This window comes from Chloroflexus sp. (assembly GCF_049970315.1).
GTDB lineage: Bacteria > Chloroflexota > Chloroflexia > Chloroflexales > Chloroflexaceae > Chloroflexus.
Genome location: NZ_JBMFNE010000001.1, coordinates 13,667 through 35,503 on the forward strand (window position 1 = coordinate 13,667; position 21,837 = coordinate 35,503).

Annotated in this window: 19 protein-coding genes and 3 tRNA genes; 13 read left to right on the forward strand and 9 right to left on the reverse strand. The window is 53.5% G+C overall.

Annotation, left to right across the window (positions count from 1 at the left end):
• Positions 1-923: 923 nt before the first annotated feature.
• From ACP5OT_RS00040 to ACP5OT_RS00060, 5 genes are all read right to left on the reverse strand, one after another.
• Positions 924-1,898: a lamin tail domain-containing protein gene (locus ACP5OT_RS00040; protein ID WP_424675390.1), complete on the reverse strand. Its 975-nt coding sequence runs from the start codon at positions 1,896-1,898 to the stop codon at positions 924-926.
• Positions 1,899-2,166: 268 nt separating this feature from the next.
• Positions 2,167-2,829 carry a class I SAM-dependent methyltransferase gene (locus ACP5OT_RS00045; RefSeq protein WP_428131013.1) on the reverse strand — a complete coding sequence of 221 codons (663 nt, stop codon included), beginning with the start codon at positions 2,827-2,829 and terminating at the stop codon, positions 2,167-2,169.
• 1,032 nt (positions 2,830-3,861) lie between these two features.
• On the reverse strand, positions 3,862-4,026 hold the full coding sequence (locus tag ACP5OT_RS00050; RefSeq protein WP_424675432.1) for a HEAT repeat domain-containing protein: 165 nt from the start codon (positions 4,024-4,026) through the stop codon (positions 3,862-3,864).
• Positions 4,027-5,246: 1,220 nt separating this feature from the next.
• Positions 5,247-5,453 (reverse strand): hypothetical protein, encoded by a 207-nt coding sequence (locus ACP5OT_RS00055; protein ID WP_424675392.1) that lies wholly within the window; start codon positions 5,451-5,453, stop codon positions 5,247-5,249.
• Positions 5,454-6,870: 1,417 nt separating this feature from the next.
• Positions 6,871-6,947, reverse strand: a tRNA-Val gene (locus ACP5OT_RS00060).
• Positions 6,948-6,994: 47 nt separating this feature from the next.
• Here ACP5OT_RS00060 and ACP5OT_RS00065 point away from each other — a divergent pair.
• Genes ACP5OT_RS00065 through ACP5OT_RS00075 form a run of 3 tightly spaced genes read left to right on the forward strand, consistent with a single transcriptional unit; the run spans position 6,995 to position 10,657 of the window.
• The gene (locus ACP5OT_RS00065) at positions 6,995-8,263 is read left to right on the forward strand and encodes a CCA tRNA nucleotidyltransferase (RefSeq protein WP_424675393.1); all 1,269 of its coding nucleotides are present in this window, start codon (positions 6,995-6,997) and stop codon (positions 8,261-8,263) included.
• Between the two features lie 16 nt (positions 8,264-8,279).
• Complete coding sequence (locus ACP5OT_RS00070; RefSeq protein ID WP_428131015.1) at positions 8,280-9,356, forward strand: M42 family metallopeptidase; 1,077 nt, start codon at positions 8,280-8,282, stop codon at positions 9,354-9,356.
• Positions 9,357-9,391: 35 nt separating this feature from the next.
• Positions 9,392-10,657: a S41 family peptidase gene (locus ACP5OT_RS00075; protein ID WP_424675395.1), complete on the forward strand. Its 1,266-nt coding sequence runs from the start codon at positions 9,392-9,394 to the stop codon at positions 10,655-10,657.
• 97 nt (positions 10,658-10,754) lie between these two features.
• On the opposite strand, the gene ACP5OT_RS00080 is transcribed toward ACP5OT_RS00075, so the two are convergent.
• Together ACP5OT_RS00080 and ACP5OT_RS00085 are read right to left on the reverse strand one after the other, a co-directional pair.
• Positions 10,755-10,830, reverse strand: a tRNA-Asp gene (locus ACP5OT_RS00080).
• 2 nt (positions 10,831-10,832) lie between these two features.
• Positions 10,833-10,909: transfer RNA gene (locus tag ACP5OT_RS00085), tRNA-Glu, on the reverse strand.
• 213 nt (positions 10,910-11,122) lie between these two features.
• Here ACP5OT_RS00085 and ACP5OT_RS00090 point away from each other — a divergent pair.
• From ACP5OT_RS00090 to ACP5OT_RS00100, 3 genes are all read left to right on the forward strand, one after another.
• The gene (locus ACP5OT_RS00090) at positions 11,123-12,007 is read left to right on the forward strand and encodes an acyl-CoA desaturase (RefSeq protein WP_424675396.1); all 885 of its coding nucleotides are present in this window, start codon (positions 11,123-11,125) and stop codon (positions 12,005-12,007) included.
• Positions 12,008-12,324: 317 nt separating this feature from the next.
• Entirely contained in the window at positions 12,325-13,710 is a 1,386-nt protein-coding gene (locus tag ACP5OT_RS00095) for a CUAEP/CCAEP-tail radical SAM (seleno)protein (protein WP_428112697.1), read from the forward strand.
• Between the two features lie 9 nt (positions 13,711-13,719).
• A complete protein-coding gene (locus ACP5OT_RS00100) occupies positions 13,720-14,967 on the forward strand; it encodes an ATP-grasp domain-containing protein (protein WP_424675398.1) in 1,248 nt (415 codons plus the stop codon).
• On the opposite strand, the gene ACP5OT_RS00105 is transcribed toward ACP5OT_RS00100, so the two are convergent.
• Positions 14,968-15,270, reverse strand: coding sequence for an oxidative damage protection protein (locus ACP5OT_RS00105; RefSeq protein WP_424675399.1), 303 nt, complete (start codon positions 15,268-15,270; stop codon positions 14,968-14,970).
• A gap of 60 nt (positions 15,271-15,330) precedes the next feature.
• On the opposite strand from ACP5OT_RS00105, the gene ACP5OT_RS00110 reads away from it, so the two are divergent.
• From ACP5OT_RS00110 to ACP5OT_RS00125, 4 genes are all read left to right on the forward strand, one after another.
• Positions 15,331-16,260: a formyltransferase family protein gene (locus ACP5OT_RS00110; protein WP_424675400.1), complete on the forward strand. Its 930-nt coding sequence runs from the start codon at positions 15,331-15,333 to the stop codon at positions 16,258-16,260.
• 132 nt (positions 16,261-16,392) lie between these two features.
• Positions 16,393-17,043 (forward strand): hypothetical protein, encoded by a 651-nt coding sequence (locus ACP5OT_RS00115; RefSeq protein ID WP_424675401.1) that lies wholly within the window; start codon positions 16,393-16,395, stop codon positions 17,041-17,043.
• Entirely contained in the window at positions 17,012-17,191 is a 180-nt protein-coding gene (locus ACP5OT_RS00120) for a hypothetical protein (protein WP_424675402.1), read from the forward strand. The genes ACP5OT_RS00115 and ACP5OT_RS00120 overlap by 32 nt, the downstream gene beginning before the upstream one ends.
• A 127-nt stretch (positions 17,192-17,318) precedes the next feature.
• Complete coding sequence (locus ACP5OT_RS00125; protein ID WP_424675403.1) at positions 17,319-18,095, forward strand: FHA domain-containing protein; 777 nt, start codon at positions 17,319-17,321, stop codon at positions 18,093-18,095.
• Positions 18,096-18,259: 164 nt separating this feature from the next.
• On the opposite strand, the gene ACP5OT_RS00130 is transcribed toward ACP5OT_RS00125, so the two are convergent.
• Positions 18,260-18,925: a hypothetical protein gene (locus ACP5OT_RS00130; RefSeq protein ID WP_428131017.1), complete on the reverse strand. Its 666-nt coding sequence runs from the start codon at positions 18,923-18,925 to the stop codon at positions 18,260-18,262.
• A 217-nt stretch (positions 18,926-19,142) separates the two neighbouring features.
• Here ACP5OT_RS00130 and ACP5OT_RS00135 point away from each other — a divergent pair, with 217 nt between their 5' ends.
• The 3 genes from ACP5OT_RS00135 to ACP5OT_RS00145 all read left to right on the forward strand — a co-directional run bounded on the left by ACP5OT_RS00135 (position 19,143) and on the right by ACP5OT_RS00145 (position 21,820).
• On the forward strand, positions 19,143-20,153 hold the full coding sequence (locus tag ACP5OT_RS00135; RefSeq protein ID WP_424675405.1) for a fumarylacetoacetate hydrolase family protein: 1,011 nt from the start codon (positions 19,143-19,145) through the stop codon (positions 20,151-20,153).
• A 255-nt stretch (positions 20,154-20,408) separates the two neighbouring features.
• Complete coding sequence (locus ACP5OT_RS00140; RefSeq protein WP_428131020.1) at positions 20,409-21,161, forward strand: class I SAM-dependent methyltransferase; 753 nt, start codon at positions 20,409-20,411, stop codon at positions 21,159-21,161.
• Positions 21,162-21,205: 44 nt separating this feature from the next.
• Positions 21,206-21,820, forward strand: a complete 615-nt coding sequence (locus ACP5OT_RS00145; protein WP_424675407.1) for a class I SAM-dependent methyltransferase — start codon at positions 21,206-21,208, stop codon at positions 21,818-21,820.
• Positions 21,821-21,837: the final 17 nt, after the last annotated feature.

Sequence of the window (21,837 nt, forward strand, 5' to 3'; positions counted from 1 at the left end):
GGCAAGACTATTTCCTCTGCGATTATCGGTAGCGGTCTAGATAGTTAGATCAAACATTTGCCGGAATCGGGAGCTGGACGCTCGTATTGCGCATCGTTTAAATAGCGTATCATAGTTATACGGAAAGCGTTATGCGTCCAACCAGAACGGCGAAGACCGTGCAGTGCCAAGAACTCGCAGGCAGGTTGACACCGGTGACCAGTGCTCGTATCGCACACCGCGTACAGTAGAGCTGTGCAGGCTCACGTTCGTAGCCGTCGCCTTAACAGCACGATTAGCAACCAAACGAAGGGTAGGTTGTGCGCTCAACTTCAGATTTCCCAACTGTCCGCGATGGCCTGTCTCCAACAACCGTCAGCACGTGGCTTTCACCGGGCACGGTTGCCCGCGTACCTTGCTCACATCCGCACCGATATTCGCCACAGGCTCACCACACGACTCTGCTGCGAAAACCAACGCTGGTGATTGAGGACGTACCTGGCTAAGGGATGTTGGTGAACAACACTCTCACCCATACTATCAGCGACGTGGGCAGTGGTATGGTGCGCTTAGATGACAGCAATGCTAAATGCTCCGACACGTAGATCATGGACCGGTCAGCGGTATCCACATCGCCACCGTGATGCGATCTGTGGTGGGAACAACGCGATTCATGATCGTGACCACAACGCCACGCTCAATCTGCCACGGTCGACAACTGCACCTGCCCGCTTCGTAACGGGTTCGTTAGGTACTAGCAGCATTCGCGGAAGAGGGGAGCCTGAGCCGGTCGGAAACGTGATGCCTGTGGGGCTACGAGCTGACAGGAATCGCACAGCCCAGGCAGGGAACATGCCCAGGATAGCTGATTAACAGAATGGGCAATGTCAAGCGACGTTATCTCGACGCACGTTCCGTTATGGTGCTCTCACCGGTAGCGACGCTCACGGTACCTGATACGCACTTACCAACCTACCCTGCGCATCGAGCAAATGAGCAATATCACCTTTACGCCAAACAGCCGCATTCCGTCCCCAATAGAAGTCGCCGGTGGCAAAATTGTTGGTACCGCTACCGGTATAAAGATAGGCGTCAACTTCAGGGGCCAGAATGAAGGTTGGAAAGATAAATGTCGGTCGGTCTGAGCGTGAAATATTGACAATGCGCCAACCGGCAATACTCAGATCGATAGTTTCTTCGCTGCGAATCTGCACATATTCATCATTCAACGAAGTTGATGTTGCGGGATCATACGGTACGATTGCCAAGCTCACCGCTAGATTAGCCGGAACTAGCGTCGGGGTGCGGGTAGGTACGCTAGTATCACCTATTGCAGTGGGCGTTACGGTGGCAGTCACGCTTGTCACCCTTATCGTCGGCGTTACGGTAGCTACCGTGGTTGGTGTGACGGGCACCATCGTAACTGCTGTCGTCGGTGTGTTCGTCACCGGCAGTCCTGTAGGTGTCCGCGGCATAGCGGTGAAGGTCTGAGTAGGACGAAGCGGTGTGGGTGTGGTTGTCAGATTAGTAGATGATCGAGCGGTTGCAGTAGCGGTAAATGACGGCTCCGTCGGCCCGCCGGTAGCCAGCATCGGTAGGAACACATCAACATAACAAAGAACACTCGCCACGACCTGTTCAGTACCCCGCACCTGTACAGTAACCGGATAAATCCCAGGAGGTTCGTTGACGCGCAATGGGATACGCCAATGACCGGCAGCATCGCTAAAGCCACCGCCGACCGGTTGACCGGCAAAGACGACAACTAAACTTCGCTGTGGTGGGGCATTGGTGCCACTGAGGACAACGGTTTGGTTAGTTGGACAAGCGATGGGTGGCGGTTGGGCATACGTTTGCTGCGCTATCGTCAACAAGGCGACGGCAACAATAGCAAACACCAGCACTCTTGCAAAAGTCATGGTAGCACCTGATTGAAGTTCCAAATTGTACATCGCAGCAATAGGTTGAAGCTCAGTATGAAACATTTACGTCTGTGCCGATACAGACTCCAGCTCCTGGGGCGGGGACGGTTGCGGTGGGCCTGTCACTCCGGTTGGCGGGGTGGCTGCCGCTCCTAGACGGACATTTGTGCGCCTAACGGGTTGCAGCTAAGTGGCACCGCCGACGGTGGTCGTAGGCTCTAGCCGCGAGTTGGGTGGATCTCCAGATCTGTTTTTTCTTCACCGTTCAAAAACCATCATAAACAACGAATGATTTAACCAATCCAAATAGTCTTTCGTAATACAATTTTCCGCCTGGAAATAATTTGAGCAATTCTTCTTTTTTCAACAATCGTATGCTTTGCACTATTTCCTTTGCCATTTCCACATTCTCTGCTCTCTTATACCAACCTAAATCAAAATGCGCGACTAGCCAGACACGCGCCTTCAAAGGCAACCAGTGAAAACCAGGAAAGAGAAAGTGTGGCTCAATGGGAAAGTAATAGTTTGGTGTCTGAATCCAGTAGCACTTTCCGACCCTTTGTACTTCTTTAGCCATTCGACTTTGATTCGAATAAGTACCGAGGTGTTCTATCACAGAGTTTGAAAACACAACGTCAAAATACCCATCGCTAAATTGCGAAAGATCGGTTGCGTCTCCGACGATAGCCCGAAAACCGGGAAGACTCGTTGGGACGAGTTGTAAGTTTAACAGGGTGATCTCGACGTGTTCCATCTCCCCAACGCCAACTACTTTCCAGAAGGTTTCAGTTCCACCCACATCTAGTATCTTGATTGGTCTCGGGAGTTTCTGTATCAAATCTTTGAACTTTTCAAATCTTCGTCGCCTGAACTTAGCCGCCAAAGAAGCAGGATCACGATTGTCGACCAGACGCATAATAAAATTCATCAGACATCCCTTTCTGAGGTATACGACACAATTTTACGTATGGCGATAGCCGCTCAACGCTCTGCAAGCGACTGTACGGTTGAAAAACCCTACCTTTGCTGAAATTGTAAAACTCCTACCCGAAGACGTCAAGAATACCTCATCGATCTTACCACGCTTTTAGTCTGCTCTCGCCTACGAAATGATGCGTTGAGTCTTGGTTGTGGGTGCAATTTACCACCGTGCTTGTCCAAGTAAGACTTGTACACCAAGTAGATATTATTCCGAACCCATCAATCTGGCACGAGCCAATCTCGTGAAGATACGTTCAATTCACCCAAATCTACAAAAACCAAAAGACTGCAACTTGTGTTGTTCCAAAACCTTTCAATAAAGGTTATGTAATCCTGGTTTTGTAGATAAATGCCGGTATAGTATTGCAGTAAGCACCTCCAAGGTCCAGTACAAAACTGCCTGTGCTTTTGAGTACACGTTTTATTTCGATGGTGAACGATAACAGCCAATCTACATACTCGTCCTGGTCAACATTATTCTTTCTGACGTTGCAGGGCAAAAGGTGGCGAAGTGAGCACAAGGTCGATGCTCTCATCGCGAAGTCCCTGCAGGAATTCAAGAGCATTACCAACATAGGCTGCTTCCATAGTGAATTGTATAGAGCGGCTCCGGCAGAGATTTCATCAGTATTCCTCCAGGTTGTAAACCCAACTCGTCATGATCTTCCACAGGACTGTTACGGCGAAATATACCTCTGAGTCTCGCCCCTTCAGTTTCTCTATCTGATCGATGCATCGTTGCTGATCTTTCGTGCTAAGGATGTATGATACCCATTGACGGGTGTCCTCATCAACGAGTACGTTTAGCAAGTTCTCAAGTTCGAACTTCCCTGACTTGCTCAATGCCCACGCTATGCCCGGCCGTTTATCTGGAGCAGCCCGAGGAAACTCATCCAAGATCTTCCCAGTAAAACGTGAGGCCAATTTCGCGAGAGCCCTGGCAGCCTCGAGGCAAATACCTTTATCTACGGCAGAAAAACTATACGATCAGAACACTCAGAGCCAAGCTGTTGTGAAGTTCACCGAGCGCCCAAGCAGCTCCGGCGCGAATTTCAGGATGCTGCTGATTATCGGTCAGAACGCGGCATAACAGTTGGCAGGATGTATCGTTTGGAATCTCTCCCAAAACAATAACAGCTTCCAGTCTATGTTAGAGATATTCATCTCTCAGACATTGGTTGATAAACGACCACCCGTGTTCTTCATTGTGACGAGCGCGGCCTGCGGCTGCTTCAAGCCTTCCATAGATGTGCTCATTGCTTTCATTAACCTTATCAATGAGCGCCTTGAAAACACTCTCTGATTTCGAAGGTGGATAAAGTTTTTGCTCTCGCGTCCGGTGGCCGGCATATTTCTAGCCATTACCAGCAGCACCCATAACTTCAACTTTGAGACCAGGTTCAAACATCACTGCTCCTTCATTATATCCTGGTATAAGAGTGCGTGTAGGAGACCAGAAATCAGCCTGCACTCAGCCATCTCTGGCGTCTATAAGTACATTGCCTACCGTTGACCGAAACCCCACTGCTGTTGTGTGGAAACTCTCTGGCGTGGGTGTTGGTTGAGGTGGAGAAAATGTTGACTGAACTACGGGTATTAATACGAACGATGGGTGTTGGTGAATGTCAGGAATGCTCTCCATGCACGAGGCAATGAAACCAATTATTACGATGAGAGGTTTGTGTCTCAATCCTGCATCGTTGGATGCCATCTGTGCACGCCAAACATCGGCTTGAAATGAAGCGACTGGAAGAGAACCGCGTGCGAACGGTTGGTTTCCGCGGCAGCGGCGGTGCAGGCAAGACACTTTCGCCCCAAAACCATTTTGCTAGCTCGCGGCGCATATCCTGAAGCGACGAAGCTGCTGCCTGCACTGAGCGAAGCGAATGTGTCCGCCTGCAAACGGTGTTGGCTGACGTTGGTTGAAAGACTCACCGGTTTCTCAACAATTCACCGGCAATTTTTCCCTGGCTTCCCAGATTTTGTTCAAAATGGGGTCGTTCCTGTTTGTCTTGCGCACCAACGGCAATAGATGCTTTTTATTCATCACATAGACATCTTTTACTGGCTTGGTAGATTATACAAAAGTGTTCGTAAACACAATAATAGGTGTTACCTAGGGTTTTGAACCGATTATCTTGCTTATCTTATCGCATAACCAATACGAGTTTTGAAATGCTTGAGCAACGAAGTTCTTTTTAGGTAATTTTCTATTCACGAAAAGAGTTTCTCCATCTGTTTCTACTTTGCCGCCATGCGCTTTCGTTTCAAGCAAAAATATTCCACAGTTTTTCTAATAAGAACGTGATCGATGTTTCCATACGGGCTTTCAATGTCATTCAAAACGACATATTCATCATCGGATCACTCGTCTACTAGTTCACCAACTTTCTCTTCGGCTTTTGCCCCGCCAATGGCTCGCTTTTCCATTTTTATTTTCCTGTCCACTTGCCCTACGATGAAGTCACTAAAAACGCGCATAAAAACAAGGAGCGCAAGGATGCCAACACCGCCAATTCCGAAAGCCTGTGCATTGTTTACAAATAAAACTACTACGATTAAGTATGCCAATTCCAATACCTGCAATCTACAAGGCAGATTTGCGACGTTGAGCTGCTATCTCACGAGTGGATTTGCCCGCTTGTCGTTTGTATGCCATGAATCTAAATCTCCTGTTTCTATAATCTCGCAAAGAGCCAGTCAACGGCCCGTGCTTCAGCCGCCGCCGTGATACGCAAGACGCCAACACCTGTAAACTACTACCAAACTTACGCCCCTCGTGCCCACATCCCCACGCTACAGGCGATCGGCCTGCAAGCACTTGTTGGGCGCACCCCACTGACTGGAACAACACACCACCGCCTTCACATACCTTTTTCTGCTGGCAAAGCACCAACAACCATCACATCTGCCAATGTTGTAGCACAACAGCAGGTAAAGCGCTACCACCTCAACACCCGCCAACCTTCCCTCCCCACGCCAGGCAAAGACCCAACGGGCACGTGACCGTTGCCACCCGCAGGTCCACCCCAGGGACTGAGAATCCGCCCGGCAGCGGACACTCCCCTTCGCTCGGCGGGCGAACCGCGGCCCAAGCCGGTTACCCGCAGGATGAGCCACGGGTGGACTCACCAGGCAAGACGCCCCGCCCATCCCGTCTATCGTCCGCAAGCGGCCTGCTCAGGCGATACCCCACGACAGGCGATACCGCCCATCTGCCCCGGCGTTCATGTTCCTTTTCAGGGTTCGATCACCTTGCGGCGAACGGTTTGTGTTCGTGGTGGTGGGGCGGGACGAGATAAAACTCCAGGAGCAGGATTCTGTTTGGGTTTCGGTAAAGCCCGAAAATACCGCAGAATCTCGCCAGTCAGGTGCACACTTTGTTGGGCGTTTTCAATGGACACAAGACTCGATGTGTAAATCAAATATCATTATTAGCACATCAAAACATTTACAAACAACCGTATCTCTAGCAATAATTATCAGAAGACCTTAACCTAATATCTTGAATTGTGATTTTTCTATTTACTTTTCCAAAGAACAACCATTGAAGGAATAGAATAAAGAAGCACCCATGCTCTCCATGCGAGACCAGGAAGTAAAATCTCCCAATGGATTTTATTTCCAAACATGAAGTATATCGCTAATAGCAATAACGGAATCCCTGCTAAAGATTGACAGACATTAGAATTAGAACTGGTATATTTAACGGTCTCGCTAATTTTGCCACGAGCCTGTTTTGTAGCGATTGCCAATAAACTGACAACGATTAGTGCAATAAATACATCCAATGCACCAATCCAAGGGAGGACGGTAGTAACTGGCAGAAGACTTGCGACAACAGGAAACAAAGTGGAGATAAAAATATTCCGACGCTAAATATGACGAGCGGAGATTTGTTCTTCATTTATTTTATCATGCAAGAGGTTTACTATAACGCGCGATAGTGATGATGAGGCGTGATACAATGGAAAGTGAAGGAGAAAGATGGTGGGCGATAGTGGATTCGAACCACTGACCTCCACGATGTCAACGTGGCGCTCTAACCAACTGAGCTAATCGCCCATGCGTGCATTATCGTATCATTGAATGCCCACGCTGTCAAGCAACCTATGGATTATCTGACCAACCGGCTTGAGCCATCGTTGCAGCACATCCTCGCCCACGCCGCCGAACTAGCTGCTACCGTCGATGCCACCCTTTGGTTAGTTGGTGGTGTCGTGCGTGATCTGCTGCTTGAGCTACCGATCGGACGTGACATCGATCTCGCAGTTGAAGGTGATGTCAATCGTTTAGCTCCCCTATTGGCCACGACATGGGGCGGCACGATCACCGCCCGCCATCCGACGTTTGGCACTGCCACCCTCGCCGTTGATCGCTGGACAATTGATTTAGCCCAGACGCGCACCGAATATTATCCGCAACCTGCTGTGTTACCGGTTGTTCAACCGGCATGCCTCACCGCCGATCTCGCCCGCCGCGATTTCAGCATCAACGCAATGGCGATCCGGCTTGTAGCCGACGATGGCCGGTTGTTGCCGATGCCCCTCTTCGATCCGCTCGGCGGTGCTGTTGATCTCGCTGCGCGCCGGCTACGTCTTCTCCACGACCTTAGTCTGCGCGATGATCCGACTCGGATTCTGCGAGGTGCCCGCTTAGCAGCCCGCCTCCATCTCATTCCCGAACCGGCGACTGCTGCTCAGATGAAAACTGCCCTTACCAACGGCTATCTCGCACTCCTGACGCCGGAACGCATCCAAACGGAATTATGCCTTACTCTCAGCGAACCCGACCCAGCAGCAGTCGTGGCCCTGGCCGATCGATGGCAGGTGACCGCGCACATCATCCCCGGCTTACACTGGTCGTCGGCGCTGGCGGAACGACTGGCGCGCTACCGATATGATGAAGCTGGGATTGCCGACCTGGCTCCGGCTGAACTGGTGATCGCCGGCTTATTACTTTACGATCTGAGCGAAGGCGATCTACAGGCTATCCTGCAACGCTACCATCTGCCTACGCCGTTCCGGCGCTTATTGATCGAACTGAGCCGGCTACGTTCACTTGCACCAAGCATTACCACAACCCTCAGTCCTAGTCGGCTTGACGCACTGTTGCATAGCTATAGTACGGCCACAATTGTTGTGCTACACTACGCTGCAACAACATCGACGGCATCCCTAACCGCACGCTATCTGCGCGAATGGCGTCCGCTGCGCCCACCACTCACCGGTGACGATCTGCAAGCCATGGGCGTTGCACCGGGGCCACAATTAGGCCGCCTGCTGCGCGATCTGCGTGCGGCTACCCTCGACGGTACGGTGACCGACCGTGCCACTGCCGAGCAATGGGTACATCAGCAACTAGCTGCTGCTCGCTCATGAACAGAAGGAACTGTCTGTGGACGCAATGCTGCAACTCTTTGACGATCTCATTGCTGCACCCGGCCCCTCCGGTTATGAAGGGGCGGTACGAGAGGTGATGCGCCGCTACCTTGAACCGATCAGCGAGATCGAGATCGATTATCTAGGTAGCATCATCGCACACCGCACAGGTAACCCCGACGGCCCGCGGGTGGCACTCGCTGCTCATCTTGACGAGATCGGACTACTCGTGACCCGCATCACCGACGATGGCTTTCTCAAGTTTCAACCGCTGGGCGGCTGGTGGGATCATGTGCTGCTGGGCATGCGGGTCGAGGTGATTGGTCGGAACGGTCCTATTATCGGCGTGATCGGGGCCAAACCCCCACACATTTTGAGCAACGACGAACGCAGCCGCTTGGTTGACAAGAAAACAATGTACATCGACATTGGGGCCACGTCGCGTGATGAAGTAGTTGCGTGGGGAGTACGACCCGGTGATCCGGTAGTGCCGGTCGGTCCACTTACCCCAATGCGCAATCCCGATTTACTGATGGCCAAAGCGATCGATAACCGTGTCGGCTGTGCGATTGTCGTCGAAACCCTGCGCAGATTAGTAGGCGTCACCCACCCCAATATCGTCTTCGGGGTTGGAAATGTGCAAGAAGAGGTTGGTTTACGTGGCGCCGCAACCACCACCTATACGATTCAACCCGACATCGGGATTGCCATCGATACCGCTATCGCCGGCGACACACCAGGGGTTGGCCCCGATGACGCGATGAGCCGTCTGGGACAAGGTCCGGCATTACTCTTGATCGACGGATCACTGATCGCACACGCGACACTCCGCCATCTGGTGATCGATGTCGCTGCTGAAGAGGGTATCCCGCTCCAGTTCGATCTGATGCCCGGTGGTGGTACTGATGGTGGCCGGATGCACATCTTTGGCAAGGGCGTACCAACCGTGGTGATCGGTCCACCGGCGCGCTACATCCATTCAGCATCAGCGATTGTTCACCGCCGTGACATTGAGCAAACGGTGCAGCTCCTCTTAGCGCTGATCCAGCGCCTTAACAGTGAAACGGTGCGTCAGATTCGGCAGGGGATGTAGACCACCTAATCTAGTTCGGAGACGTAGATAACGCTATGCCTGCCCTAATCCGCTTCTTACAATTTCGTCTCCCGCTCTGGTTGATCACGCCGGTGTTGCTGATCACCCTCATCGGCGGCATGGGTAGTGGGGTCTGGTTGGGAATCTGGCTCAACCGCCCTCACACCATCAGTGCTTGCCCCGAAACCGCTGCGGTTTGCACCGATTTTGCCGTCTTTTGGGATGTGTGGCAACTGGCCCGCGAACGGTATGTTGATCCTGCTGCCGCCGAGCCTAACCGCATGCTCGAAGGGGCTATTGATGGCATGCTGGCGACATTGGGTGATGAAGGTCATACCCGTTTCTTGACGGCTGCAGAAGCAGCGCAATGGCAAGAGTCGCTTACCGGCTCGTTTGAGGGCATCGGTATTTACGTTGGGCAACGGAACGGCGCGTTACTCGTTTTAGACCTCATTGAGGGATCGCCGGCAGCAACTTCCGGTTTACGTGCCGGTGACCGGATCGTAACGGTCGATGGCACCTCAGTTGAGGACTGGACAATTGAACAGTTGGTCGCACGCATCCGTGGCCCGACGGGAACACCGGTTACCCTTGAAGTCGTGCGGGCGAATGACGAAGTGTTACGCTTTACCATTACCCGCGCGAAGATCACTGCCCAGAGTGTAACATGGGCAATGTTGCCCGATCAGATTGCCCTGATTCGCATCACTTCGTTCGATGAGCAGGCAGCCAGTGGGTTGCGTAAGGCCTTAACTGAAGCGCAGGCGGCGGGCATCAGGGGGATCATCCTCGATTTACGCAATAACCCCGGTGGATTACTCAGCACGTTATTGACGATTGCCGGAGAGTTCTTGCCCGCCGAGACACCGGTACTCATCGAGCGTAACCGTGATGGCACACAGCACATTTCTAAGACGCACACAGCAGGGATTGCCCAAGATATACCGCTCGTCGTCCTGATCAATGGCGGGTCGGCGAGCGCTGCCGAGATTTTAGCCGGGGCATTACAAGATGCCGGACGGGCGGTGTTGATCGGAGAAACGACGGTAGGTACCGGTACGGTCTTGACACCGTTCCGCCTCCGTAACGGCGCCCAATTGCTCTTAGGAACACAAGAGTGGCGCACACCGTCGGGGCGCCAAATTCGTGGTAAGGGGATCGAACCGGATCGGGTCGTGGCACAGCCACCCGATGTACCGATCCTTTGGCCATCGGAAGTGCGTAACCTGAGCGCTGCCGAACTTGCTGAGTCTGGAGATGTTCAGTTGCGGGCTGCAATGACGGTATTTGCGCAGCCATAACCAACCGACGGCAACGCCCAGTCAGGTGATCCAACGTATGCTAGACCCAAAAATAATACCAGCCGGTAGTTACAGGCTGGTATTATTTCCGCCTTTTTGGCGGGCCCGACGGGATTCGAACCCGCGACCTCCACCTTGACAGGGTGGCATCCTAACCGCTAGACGACGGGCCCGTTGGTGACCCCAGCGGGATTCGAACCCGCGATCTCCACCTTGAGAGGGTGGCGTCCTGGGCCGCTAGACGATGGGGCCAACCCCTCAACACGCTTGAAGTATACCATAGGTTAGCAAAGATTGCAAATCGACCGACCTATGACTATTGTCATCCTCTCTCCTCCTCATATCGTGACCGAAGATTAGCCACCGGCTACTTCGCACGCTCCCTCTGTACCCCTATTCTTGTGATAGGCAAAACAATTTTGTTAGCCGACACCAATACCCCACAACATTAAGGAGTGTTTTGTTATGGCTCGCACCGTTCCTGGCACCGAACCCAAACTCGAAAAATCGCCGCTCGAAAAATTTGTCGTCTTGTTGATCGTCGTCCTCCCTTTTTTGGGCACCATTTACGCGATGGTCATGCTCTGGCAACAATACGTTGATTGGCTCGATGTGACCCTCATGCTCACGCTGTACGTCATATCAGGACTAGGCATTACCATCGGTTTTCACCGAATGCTCACACACAAAAGTTTCGAGACGAGCCGTCCGCTGAAGGCGCTCTTATTGATTATGGGATGTATGGCTCTCGAAGGTGATCCAACATCGTGGGCCTCGACCCATATTCAGCATCATGCCCACTCCGATGATGAAGATGATCCACACAGCCCACTCGAAGGCCTATGGCATTCACATGTAGGTTGGCTCTTCACCCACAAACACAATATCGAGATGTACGGCAAATGGCTGACGAAGGATCCGACCATCGTGTGGGTAACGAAAACGTGGTGGCTATGGGCCGCGCTGGGTATTATTATCCCAACCCTCATTGCCGGCTGGAGTGGGTTGATCTGGGGGGGATTGGTACGGATTTTCCTGACCCACCACATCACATGGAGTGTTAACTCGATCTGTCATACGTTTGGTCGCCGCGACTTCAACACACGTGATGCTAGCCGCAACAATTTTATCGTCGGATTACTCGCATTCGGCGAGGGCTGGCACAATAACCATCACGCCTTCCCGCGCTCAGCTTTCCACGGTTTGCGTTGGTGGCAGATCGACATCTCGGCTTATATTATCCGTGGCCTCGAAAAACTCGGTTTGGTGTGGAATGTGCATCGCGTTAAACCGGAGGACCTCCACAAGCGCCAGATTGCACCGGCGTTGCAAGAGGTGATGGGCGATTAACTACTGAAGCATCCAAGATACTGGGTAGCTAGGTGTATAGAGGGTCAATGCATTGACCCTCTACAAGTGTTACGTATAATCTCCGCACTTTATCCCCTGTGTTCCATCGGTGTCTTGGCCCACGTCGCGTCTTTGCGTTATATGCCACCCCAACCGCCCTAGCGGACACCGCCAACCCCCTGCTTGACCCACGTCGCGTCTTTGCGTTATATGCCACCCCAACCGCCCTAACGGACACCGCCAACCCCCTGCTTGACCCACGTCGCGTCTTTGCAATAACCGCAACCGTCCAACCGCTTTGGGGTACAATATAGAACATGAACGTCTTACTTATCTCGACCTACGAACTCGGTCATCAACCACTCAGCTTAGCCTCGCCGGCAGCATGGCTACGACGAGCCGGGGCGCATGTGACGTGTATTGATGCTAGCCTCACACCGTTGACCTCGGAGCAAGTCGCCGATGCCGGACTGATCGCGATCTCAGTACCGATGCATACCGCGACTCGCTTGGCATTGTCACTGTTACCACGCCTACGGGCCGCTACACCGCAAGCATTTATCGTCTGTTACGGCTTGTATGCACCGCTCAATGCGGCAATCCTACGTGATGCCGGCGCTGATTGCTGTTTGGGTGGTGAAGTGGAAGAGCTGCTAACGTCGATCTGGCAACGGCTCTCTGCCGGTGAACGGCCACCCACGGGCAACGCGATTGTGCTCAATCGACTCGATCTAATCCCTCCCGACCGTAGTGACTTACCACCGCTCAACCGCTACGCTAAACTGATCATGAACGGCGAGGCGCGACTTGCCGGCTATACCGAAACAACGCGCGGTTGTAAACATCTCTGCCGGCACTGCCCGGTCGTGCCGATTTACAATGGTCGGTTCCGCGTTGTCCCACGTGAGACGGTTTTGGCCGATATTCGCGCTCAGGTAGCTGCCGGTGCTCGCCATATCACGTTCGGCGATCCCGATTTTCTCAATGGACCTGGTCATATCTTGCCAATTGTGCGGGCGATGCATACCGAGTTTCCCGACCTGACCTACGACGTTACGATTAAGGTTGAACATATTCTGCGCTACGCTCATTTGTTGCCTGAATTGCGTGCGACAGGTTGTGTGCTGGTGGTGAGTGCGCTTGAATCGCTCGATGACACGATCCTTGACCGTTTTGATAAACGCCACACCCGCGCCGATATTGCCCAAGCTATCGCTTTGCTGCGGGCGAACGATATTGCCCTGAACGCAACGTTTGTGGCGTTTACGCCATGGACAACGCGCCAAGTCTATCGCGATCTGTTACTGGGCATCGCCGATCTAGGCCTGATCGAGAGCGTCGCTCCGGTGCAGTACGGTTTGCGTCTGCTCATTCCCGCTGGGTCACGGTTGCTGACCTTGCCGGAAGTGCGGGCCATCGTCGAACCGTTCGATCCTACAGCGCTGGTTTATCCGTGGCAACATCCCGATCCAGCAATGGATGCATTGCAGCAGGCAGTGCTGAATCTTGCGCAGCGTAGTGAGCAGTACGGAGCTGCACGCGGCGATTTCTACCGTCACCTCCTCGATCTGTGCGATCAGGTCCTCGGACCAGGGCCACGTCCCGCCACGATTCCACCGCTGCCACCTGGTCCATACCTCAGCGAGCCGTGGTACTGTTGTGCCGAACCGGTCAGCCACCAATCAATTGCCAGTTTCTTGTAGAGGCCTGGTATGCATCCGCACCTGCTGTTGCTTACAACCCCTTCGTCGTATCGGTTGCCTGCATTCCTCGCCGCCGCCGAGCGCATCGGTGCATACACAACGATTGCTGAGGATACGCCGGCAGCGCTCGCCCGCCCACGACCAGGCCGGTTGCCCATCGACTTTACCGACCAATCGGCAGCACTGCGTGCAATTCGCGACCTCCACACCGTGCAACCGCTGACCGCAATTATCCCGGTCGATGACAGTGGGGTCGAATTAGCGGCCATCGCCTGTACCGAACTTGGGCTACCGTTCAACCGACCTGAAGCGGCGGCCGCAGCCCGTGACAAGCATCTGATGCGACAACTCTTTGCCCGCGCCGGTGTACCGTCACCCACGTTTCGCCTCTGTACCACTGCCGATGATCTCACGACAGTAGCCCAATCTGTTTCCTTCCCATGCGTTGTGAAACCGCTGCGGCTTAACGGTAGTCGTGGAGTGATGCGGGCCGATAACCCTGATCAGTTTTATGCTGCCGTGCGGCGCTTAGCCGCATTACTCGACCGCATTGAAGGTCCGCAACCCCACCAGTTTTTGGTCGAAGAGTTTATCCCGGGCTTTGAGGTAGCCCTGGAAGGCTTGATCAACCGTGGGCAAGTGCAGGTTTTGGCTCTCTTCGACAAACCCGATCCGCTTGACGGGCCATTCTTTGAGGAGACGATCTACGTTACACCATCGCGGTTACCAACAGAGATCCAGGCGGCGATTTGTGCGGTAACGGCAGCAGCGGCACAGGCTGTCGGTCTCGAACAGGGGCCGCTGCATGCCGAATTACGCATCAACGAGCGCGGGCCATGGATGATCGAGCTGGCTAATCGCAGTATCGGCGGCTTATGTTCGCGCACCTTGCGCTTTGGCATCGACGCATCGCTCGAAGAGTTGATCTTGCGCCAAGCGATTGGCTTGCCAATCGAGTCACTCAGCCGAGCCAGTCAGGCGGGGGGTGTGATGATGATCCCCATCCCACAAGCCGGCATCTTGCGCGGAGTTACCGGTATTGAAGCAGCGCAAGCAATTCCCGGAATTGAGGCGGTAGAGATCACCGCCCCACTCCACTACCCCTTGACGCCGCTGCCGGAGGGCGATAGTTATCTCGGTTTTATCTTTGCCCATGGCCCTGATCCGACAACGGTCGAAGCAGCGTTGCGCACGGCCCACGCCCAATTGCAGTTTACAATCGTGCCGTCAATTGAATTGACCGAAGCACGGATGTAATTACTTACGGCGTGGTCCACCCTTGGCCGGGGCAGCGGTTGGTGGCGTCCACCCTTCAGGCACCTGCGCATGTTCGCCGAAGAAGAATTCTTCCATGGCCTTCATCAGAATCTGCTGCGCATTTGGATCGCCCAAGCTAAGACCGTAATGATTAATGATCAGTGTCGCCTGTTGCGGCCACATCTGCCATGCCTGCGCCGAGACCTGCTCGTAAATCCGCTGACCGAGTGGGCCGGGGAAGGGTGGGCGTTCAAGACCGGGTAGTTCGCGACCAAGCTTCACACAATGTACCATACGAGGCATAGGCTCTTCTTTCACTTTTTCAATCGGCGGTATCTATTCCATTATACCTGAAAGAAAAGCATGAGCATGCGAATTGTCTTTTTTGCTATACCAGGGCCATTAGCATGGACAGTATGGCACAGGCTCACCAAGCTGCCGGTAGAAATTGTGGGCTTGGTTCATCCGGCGCCACCGGGTATGCCGGCGCTTACCATCCTGCCGCCGACATCGCCAATTCCCCGTCAAGAGATCGTAACACCGATCACGCTATGTTCACGCGCAGCACAAGCTAACGTCCCTCGCTTCGCCGTCAGCCGTGACGGTATGACCGCATTAGCCGCACAATTGGAGCAACAACGGGTTGATCTAGCCGTCGTCGTGTGCTGGCCGTGGCGCATTCGTCCACCACTGCTCACGATACCACGGCTAGGTTTTCTCAATATGCACCCCTCTCCGTTGCCAGAACTGCGCGGGCCAGAACCACTCTTTTGGGCCTTGCGGTTGGGTTGGCAGCGTACTGCGATCACGTGGCATCTGATGGATGCAGCCTTTGACCACGGCCCAATTGTGCGTCAAGCATGGTTTGATCTTCCTTTCGGCGAACGACTGAGTGTGATCGAGACGGTGGCCGGACAACGCGCGGCACACTTACTCCCGGCCGTACTAACCGATCTGGCAACATCGACGTGGCAGCCGCAACCGCAAGCTACCGGCGGTAGCACCTACCCAGCGCCACAAGCCACCGATTTACACTTCACTACGGCATGGTCGGTAGTGCAAGCTTACGCTTTCGTGCGTGCCATTGCCGAATGGGGGCAACCTTTCACCTACGTTGCTGCCAATGGTCAGACGGCTACGATTGGCGACGCGATCGATTATCGTGTCGGTGAACAACTCGCGGTTCCTGTGATGGTACACGGTAACCAGATCATGCTGCAACTCCGTGATGGTATCCTCGTCTGTTTACCAATCTCTCAGGCCGAGGCACCATCCGTTGTAGCAATGTTATAATTGCAGATGTAATCAATTTTTGGAGTGATTAGCGTGTCTCAACCATCGTCCACTGACCAATCAATGAATGCGACCAGCCTCATCACCCAATGGCGCCTACAGATTCTCAATAACCTCTTATAGGTCCTCGCTGTGTTTGGTGGGTTAGCACTAATCATCGGATCGTGGTCAGATTACCTCACCCTGGGTCATCGTGCCTGGCCGTACATTACCGTTTACGCGCTCACTTACGGGCTTGTTGTTGGTGCAGCAGCCCTTCGGCAACTTAGCCTGAACATACGGGCGATCCTTATGCTGAGCGTCCTCGGTGCAAGCTCCACCTTTCTGCTCATCTTCTTTGGGTTAGTCGGTAGTGGTCGCTTACTCTGGATTGGTGTCATCGTACTGGCGCTAGGCTATTTTGGCCTCCGTGGTGGGATCATCACCTTAGCGATCTCGTTCATCACATTGGTCATTGCAGCAGCGCTCTACATCTCCGGTAACGTCGGTTTGGCGTTCACCGACGTTGTAACCGTACAAGATTCGATTGAAGAATGGGCCGGCTCAATCTTCCTCTACCCCGCAATCGCACTACTGATCATCGTACCGTTTAACATACTTGTGCAGCGGTTAGAACGATTGGCGCATCAGGCTACAGCCGAAGCCGCACGCGCCCGCCTTAATGCGCAACACAGGGGCGAGGCATGCCTCGCCCCCACGCGATCTCGTGCAATCACTCGAGACGCCAACTGTCGAGATTGGTCAAGATGTGATGCTCGCACCGATCGTCGGCCACATCGATAGTGAACGCACGTCGAAACTAACGCAACGACTGCTCGAAGTTGTTAGTTCGCGTCGCATCAAGCTGGTGGTGATCGATGTTGCCGGCATTCCCACATTCAATACGGCACGCTCACCACAAGACGTTCTGATTCGCCTATCCTTGCAATAACATCGCGCTGCGCTTGATGCCCACCACCAACGAATGAACGACTAACAACTATTGCGTCATCGCGCAACTTTTACGCTCCTCATACGGTGTACATGAAGAGAGCACTACCCGTATTGAGGAGAGCGTTATGGGTCACCGTAACCTTGTCTTATGTCTGCTGGTACTACTGGTAAGCTGGCCGACTCTCACCGCTGCCATGTTCCCGCCGTCGGTACCATCTGCATCGCCCCTTCCTTTCATTCTCGGTGTTGAACGAATCTCACCGGTTGCATGGGCGCTGTTGGTCGGTTGCCACTATTCACCGCACGACATCCGCGTTTGGACAGAGACGGCACCACCGCAGCATCCACAAACAATTACTGCCTCGGGCCACCATCGCTGGCGGGTACAATTTACCGGCTCACTACCGGCTTCAGCAACGGTATACGGGTGTGGTCAACAAGCCGCGCTGATCGTTGCAGCGGGATCTGTACAATGGCTCAGCGGCCTTGTCATCATTGGTATCACCGTTACTGGATGGCTCAGCCTTCGGCTACTCAGAATGCCGCGTGCAGCACCTCGCCAACCCTCAGTGGTACCCACCACTGCACGCTGGCAAGCCCAGATTTGTGATGAAGAAGGTGAACGGACAATCACGCTCGCCGCCAGTTTACTCACTGTCGGCAGTGATCCGGCTTGCCACCTGATCGTGATCGCAGCGGACATCGCGCCACGTCACGCGCAGATTATTTTGAGTGAGCAGACAGCGCAGATTGTCGATCTCGCCAGTCCGGCGGGCGTGTTCAGTGGACCAGTACGACAACGGCTACGACCCCATACACCTACATATGTCGCTCATGAAGATATTTGGTTAGGAGCAACAGTTCGCCTCCGTCTGAACCGCATACCCGTAGAGATGCCGTAACATTAACCGCTTCCTCGAATGTGGTTTTGTATTAGATGTAACTCCAACACGGATGGAACTACTAACCTCCACCCGGTTGCGGCTTCTCCATCGGCGGTGCGCGCACACTAACCGTCGCCGGCAGCATCTATACAACGGGTATCAAACCTAGTCCGTACACAACACTAATCAAGCGCCTGATCAGAGCGTCGGCTTGCACCGAGAAAGACCGGTGGTCGTACCCGCAACATCAAACCAAGATCGACCAAAATATGGATAAAAATGACCGTCCAAATATCCTTATATAAATACAAACAGAGGCTCCAGCCCAACACAAGCGCCATCTCAGCAAGAGGTCGCAGTTTGCGTATCCGCATTGACCGTGGCGTGTCATCGAGATGGGGTGGGAGTTGTTGCAACCAAAACATCCCATGGATAACACCGCCATAAATCACAAACGCGGTAAATCCAACCGCAAAACCGAGTGAACCAACCAGACTAGGCCAAAATTGCGCTGCCAGCCCATCACCGATCCACGCCCCGATCCGATAGACGGTCGCAAACGCAAAGGTCTCGATCACACCATTGCCAATACTAAAGATTACCGTCGGCCCTACCAAAAATGGACGACCATCATGGCGGGCGACCATGACATATAACACTTGACTGAACGCAAAACTGATGAGCAGAAAGGCGACAAACAAGGGATTGCTGAGAGTAACCGGCACATTCCAACTACGGAGCCAATCACCGAGGAGTGGGATGCCGATGACTAACGAAATCAGCCAGTAGAGCACAATATACTGATCAAGACGGCTAAGGGTGCGTTGTTTCGTCAGTTCATACTCCATAAAGCAAGTACTCCATATCGTTTTTATTGTGATATACAAGAATTGTCTATATGCAATATATTAGCATACCAGTTACATCTTGCCTAGAGGAAATATCACCGCTATGGAGATAGACTCAGATACACCTTACTGTGCAGCAGACTGCAAAGAGTATAATAGGACGGCACCCCGTCTATCGGCGTCATTGTTGCACTTATATTGAAAACGGGAGACATCCGTGCGACTGGTAAGTTTCATTCCGCCTGCAGAAACTACAGCCCGCACCGGCGTTTTGCTCGGTGAGGCAATTATCGATCTAGCGGCGGCAGCAGCACTGGTGAGTGAAGAAACAGCCGCAGCACCTTGGGACATGCTCACCCTTCTTCGTGGTGATCACCCTGAGGTTACTATCGCTACGGCTACCGATATTGTGCAGGCGGTTGTGAATGTGATGGCTGGTGAAGAGCCGGCAGAAGCACCACTGACCGAATTTGCGTGGCAGGCCGGTCTAACCATTGGCGAGACGGCATTGGTGTTGCCGGCGACTCAAGTACGCCTTGTTGCCCCATTACCACAGGCGCTGTCGCTGCGTGAATTTGATACGCTTGTCGATGAACCAACGACTGCCCTACGCCGAGCAGCCGGCTATTGGGTAGGTGACCAACGCTGGCCGGCATTCCGCTTTGCTAATCACACCGCGATCTATGGCCCCGACAATCCTATCCCATTACCGATGAGCGGCCCACTTGATTGCGGAATGGCACTAGGGTGCGTGATCGGGCAGGTCGGTCGTGATATTCCTCCCGATGAAGCTGATGCCTACATCGCCGGGTATGTTCTCGTCAATGCGTGGACTATCCGCGATCCGGTGCAAGCTGCTCTACGTCCGCGTGATGTTGGTACCTCATTGGGACCATGGCTGGTAACACCTGATGAAGTAGAATGCTACCGCGACGACGATGGTCGGCTGATGTTGACCCTTCGACTGTTGCTGAATGGGCGTGAGATTGGGCAGTGTAACACCGCTCTCATGCGGTTTTCATTTGGTGAACTGATTGCATTCGCGAGCCGCGATACAACCCTCTACCCGGGTGAGGTATTGATCAGTGGAGTCGCGACCGGTGGTTGTCTTCTCGATCACTACGGTGATGAAGGCCCATGGCTGCGCGCCGGTGACGAGATCGTGGTTGAGTGTCATGAACTCGGTCGCCTACGCTCACCGATCGGGCAGACGGATGAGCTGTTTTGACACACGATGATCACAGCGAATACCAGACGATGGCGATTAGCGTAGATTCGGCGTAAAAACAGGTGCAAACACGCTATGAGCACAGTAGCGATAAGGATAGTTACTTGCCAGCTTGCCCGCCATCTGGTATAGTCCGCGCGGTGGTAACGAACGTAGGGTTACCGGCGAACAAGTACATCTCCAGAAGGGAGCGGCTGTCGGGAACGACATCGCCGTGCAATCACCTCACGTATGGAACCAAACGAATACACAACAATGGCAGCAGTCGAGCTGCAACATTGGTGGTACGGCGGGATGCGAGCGATCAATGCCGCTTTGCTCAATCGCGTTTTTGCCGGTAGACGCGACCTCCGCATTCTCGATGCCGGTTGTGGTACCGGCGGCGATGCACTCTTTCTCCAACGCTACGGTACCGTTGTCGGACTCGATCTGGCGGTAGCGGCGATTGCACTGGCGCGGGAACGGATTCCGGGACGATTAGTGCGTGGCTCAGTATTGCACTTACCTTTCGCCGACCAGAGCTTCGACCTTGTCACATCATTCGATGTGTTGTACCATCGTGCGGTCATTGACGAGCGGCAAGCGTTGGCTGAAGTACGGCGCGTATTACGTCCCAATGGCCGGCTGCTCCTCAGGTTACCGGCGTATGAGTGGTTACGTTCGCATCATGACCGCCAAGTACATACCCGTCATCGGTATACGGCCGGTGAAGTGACCCGATTATTACAAGCGAATGGCTTTGTCATCGAACAGTTGACCTACGCACTGACCATCCTCTTCCCACTCTCGGCAGCCATCCGCTTGTTCGAGCGCGTGTTGCCGGCCAATACCGGCGAATCGGCGATGGCATTACCTTCGCCTCCAATCAACGCCGCACTTCGCTTACCGATGCAGCTTGAAGCGGCATATCTTGCGCATGGCGGCAGATTACCGTTTGGATTATCAATCGTGGCCCTAGCCCAGATCGACCATCATCGCAGTGATGGATCCGGCCAAGAACATAAATAGGTCGTCTGGATACAACCATTGCAAATACACGGTGGACACTACGCATGCTCAACCCTGTTCTTGACCGCTTAAGTACGACTCCAACCCTTTGGAATCGACTGCGCTGGCTGGTGGAAGCCGGTTTTACCGGCGAGCATATGGCAATCGCCCGCGAATTACGGCCATGGCGAGGTGATCAACGCTGGTTTCTCGATCTCGGATGTGGTACCGGCGAATTTGCCGGCGATTTTCCGGCACGTCGCTACGTTGGCATTGATCCTTCGCTTACCTACTTGCGCTTTGCCGTTCGACACCGGCCCGGCCATTATCTGGCAGCAAACGGCGAAGCACTACCATTTGCCGACCAGACGTTTGATGCCGGTCTCATTCTGGGCGTATTACACCATTTGCCCGATGCAACGGCTCGCACAGTCATGCACGAAGTCTATCGGGTGATGCGTCCGGGAGCCACGATACTCGTAATGGAGGATACGCCGCCGCCGGCGAATGAAAACCCTCTTGGTCATCTGATGCATGCCCTCGATCGTGGTGGGTATATTCGGTTCGAGTCCGACTATCAGGCAATATTCGGTGATGGGTTTGATATTGTGCGAAACTATCATCTCCGTTCGGGTATTTGCGATTACGCAGTCTTTGTGTTGCGCCGGCGACCATCATGAAGTTGTTTGCTCATTCA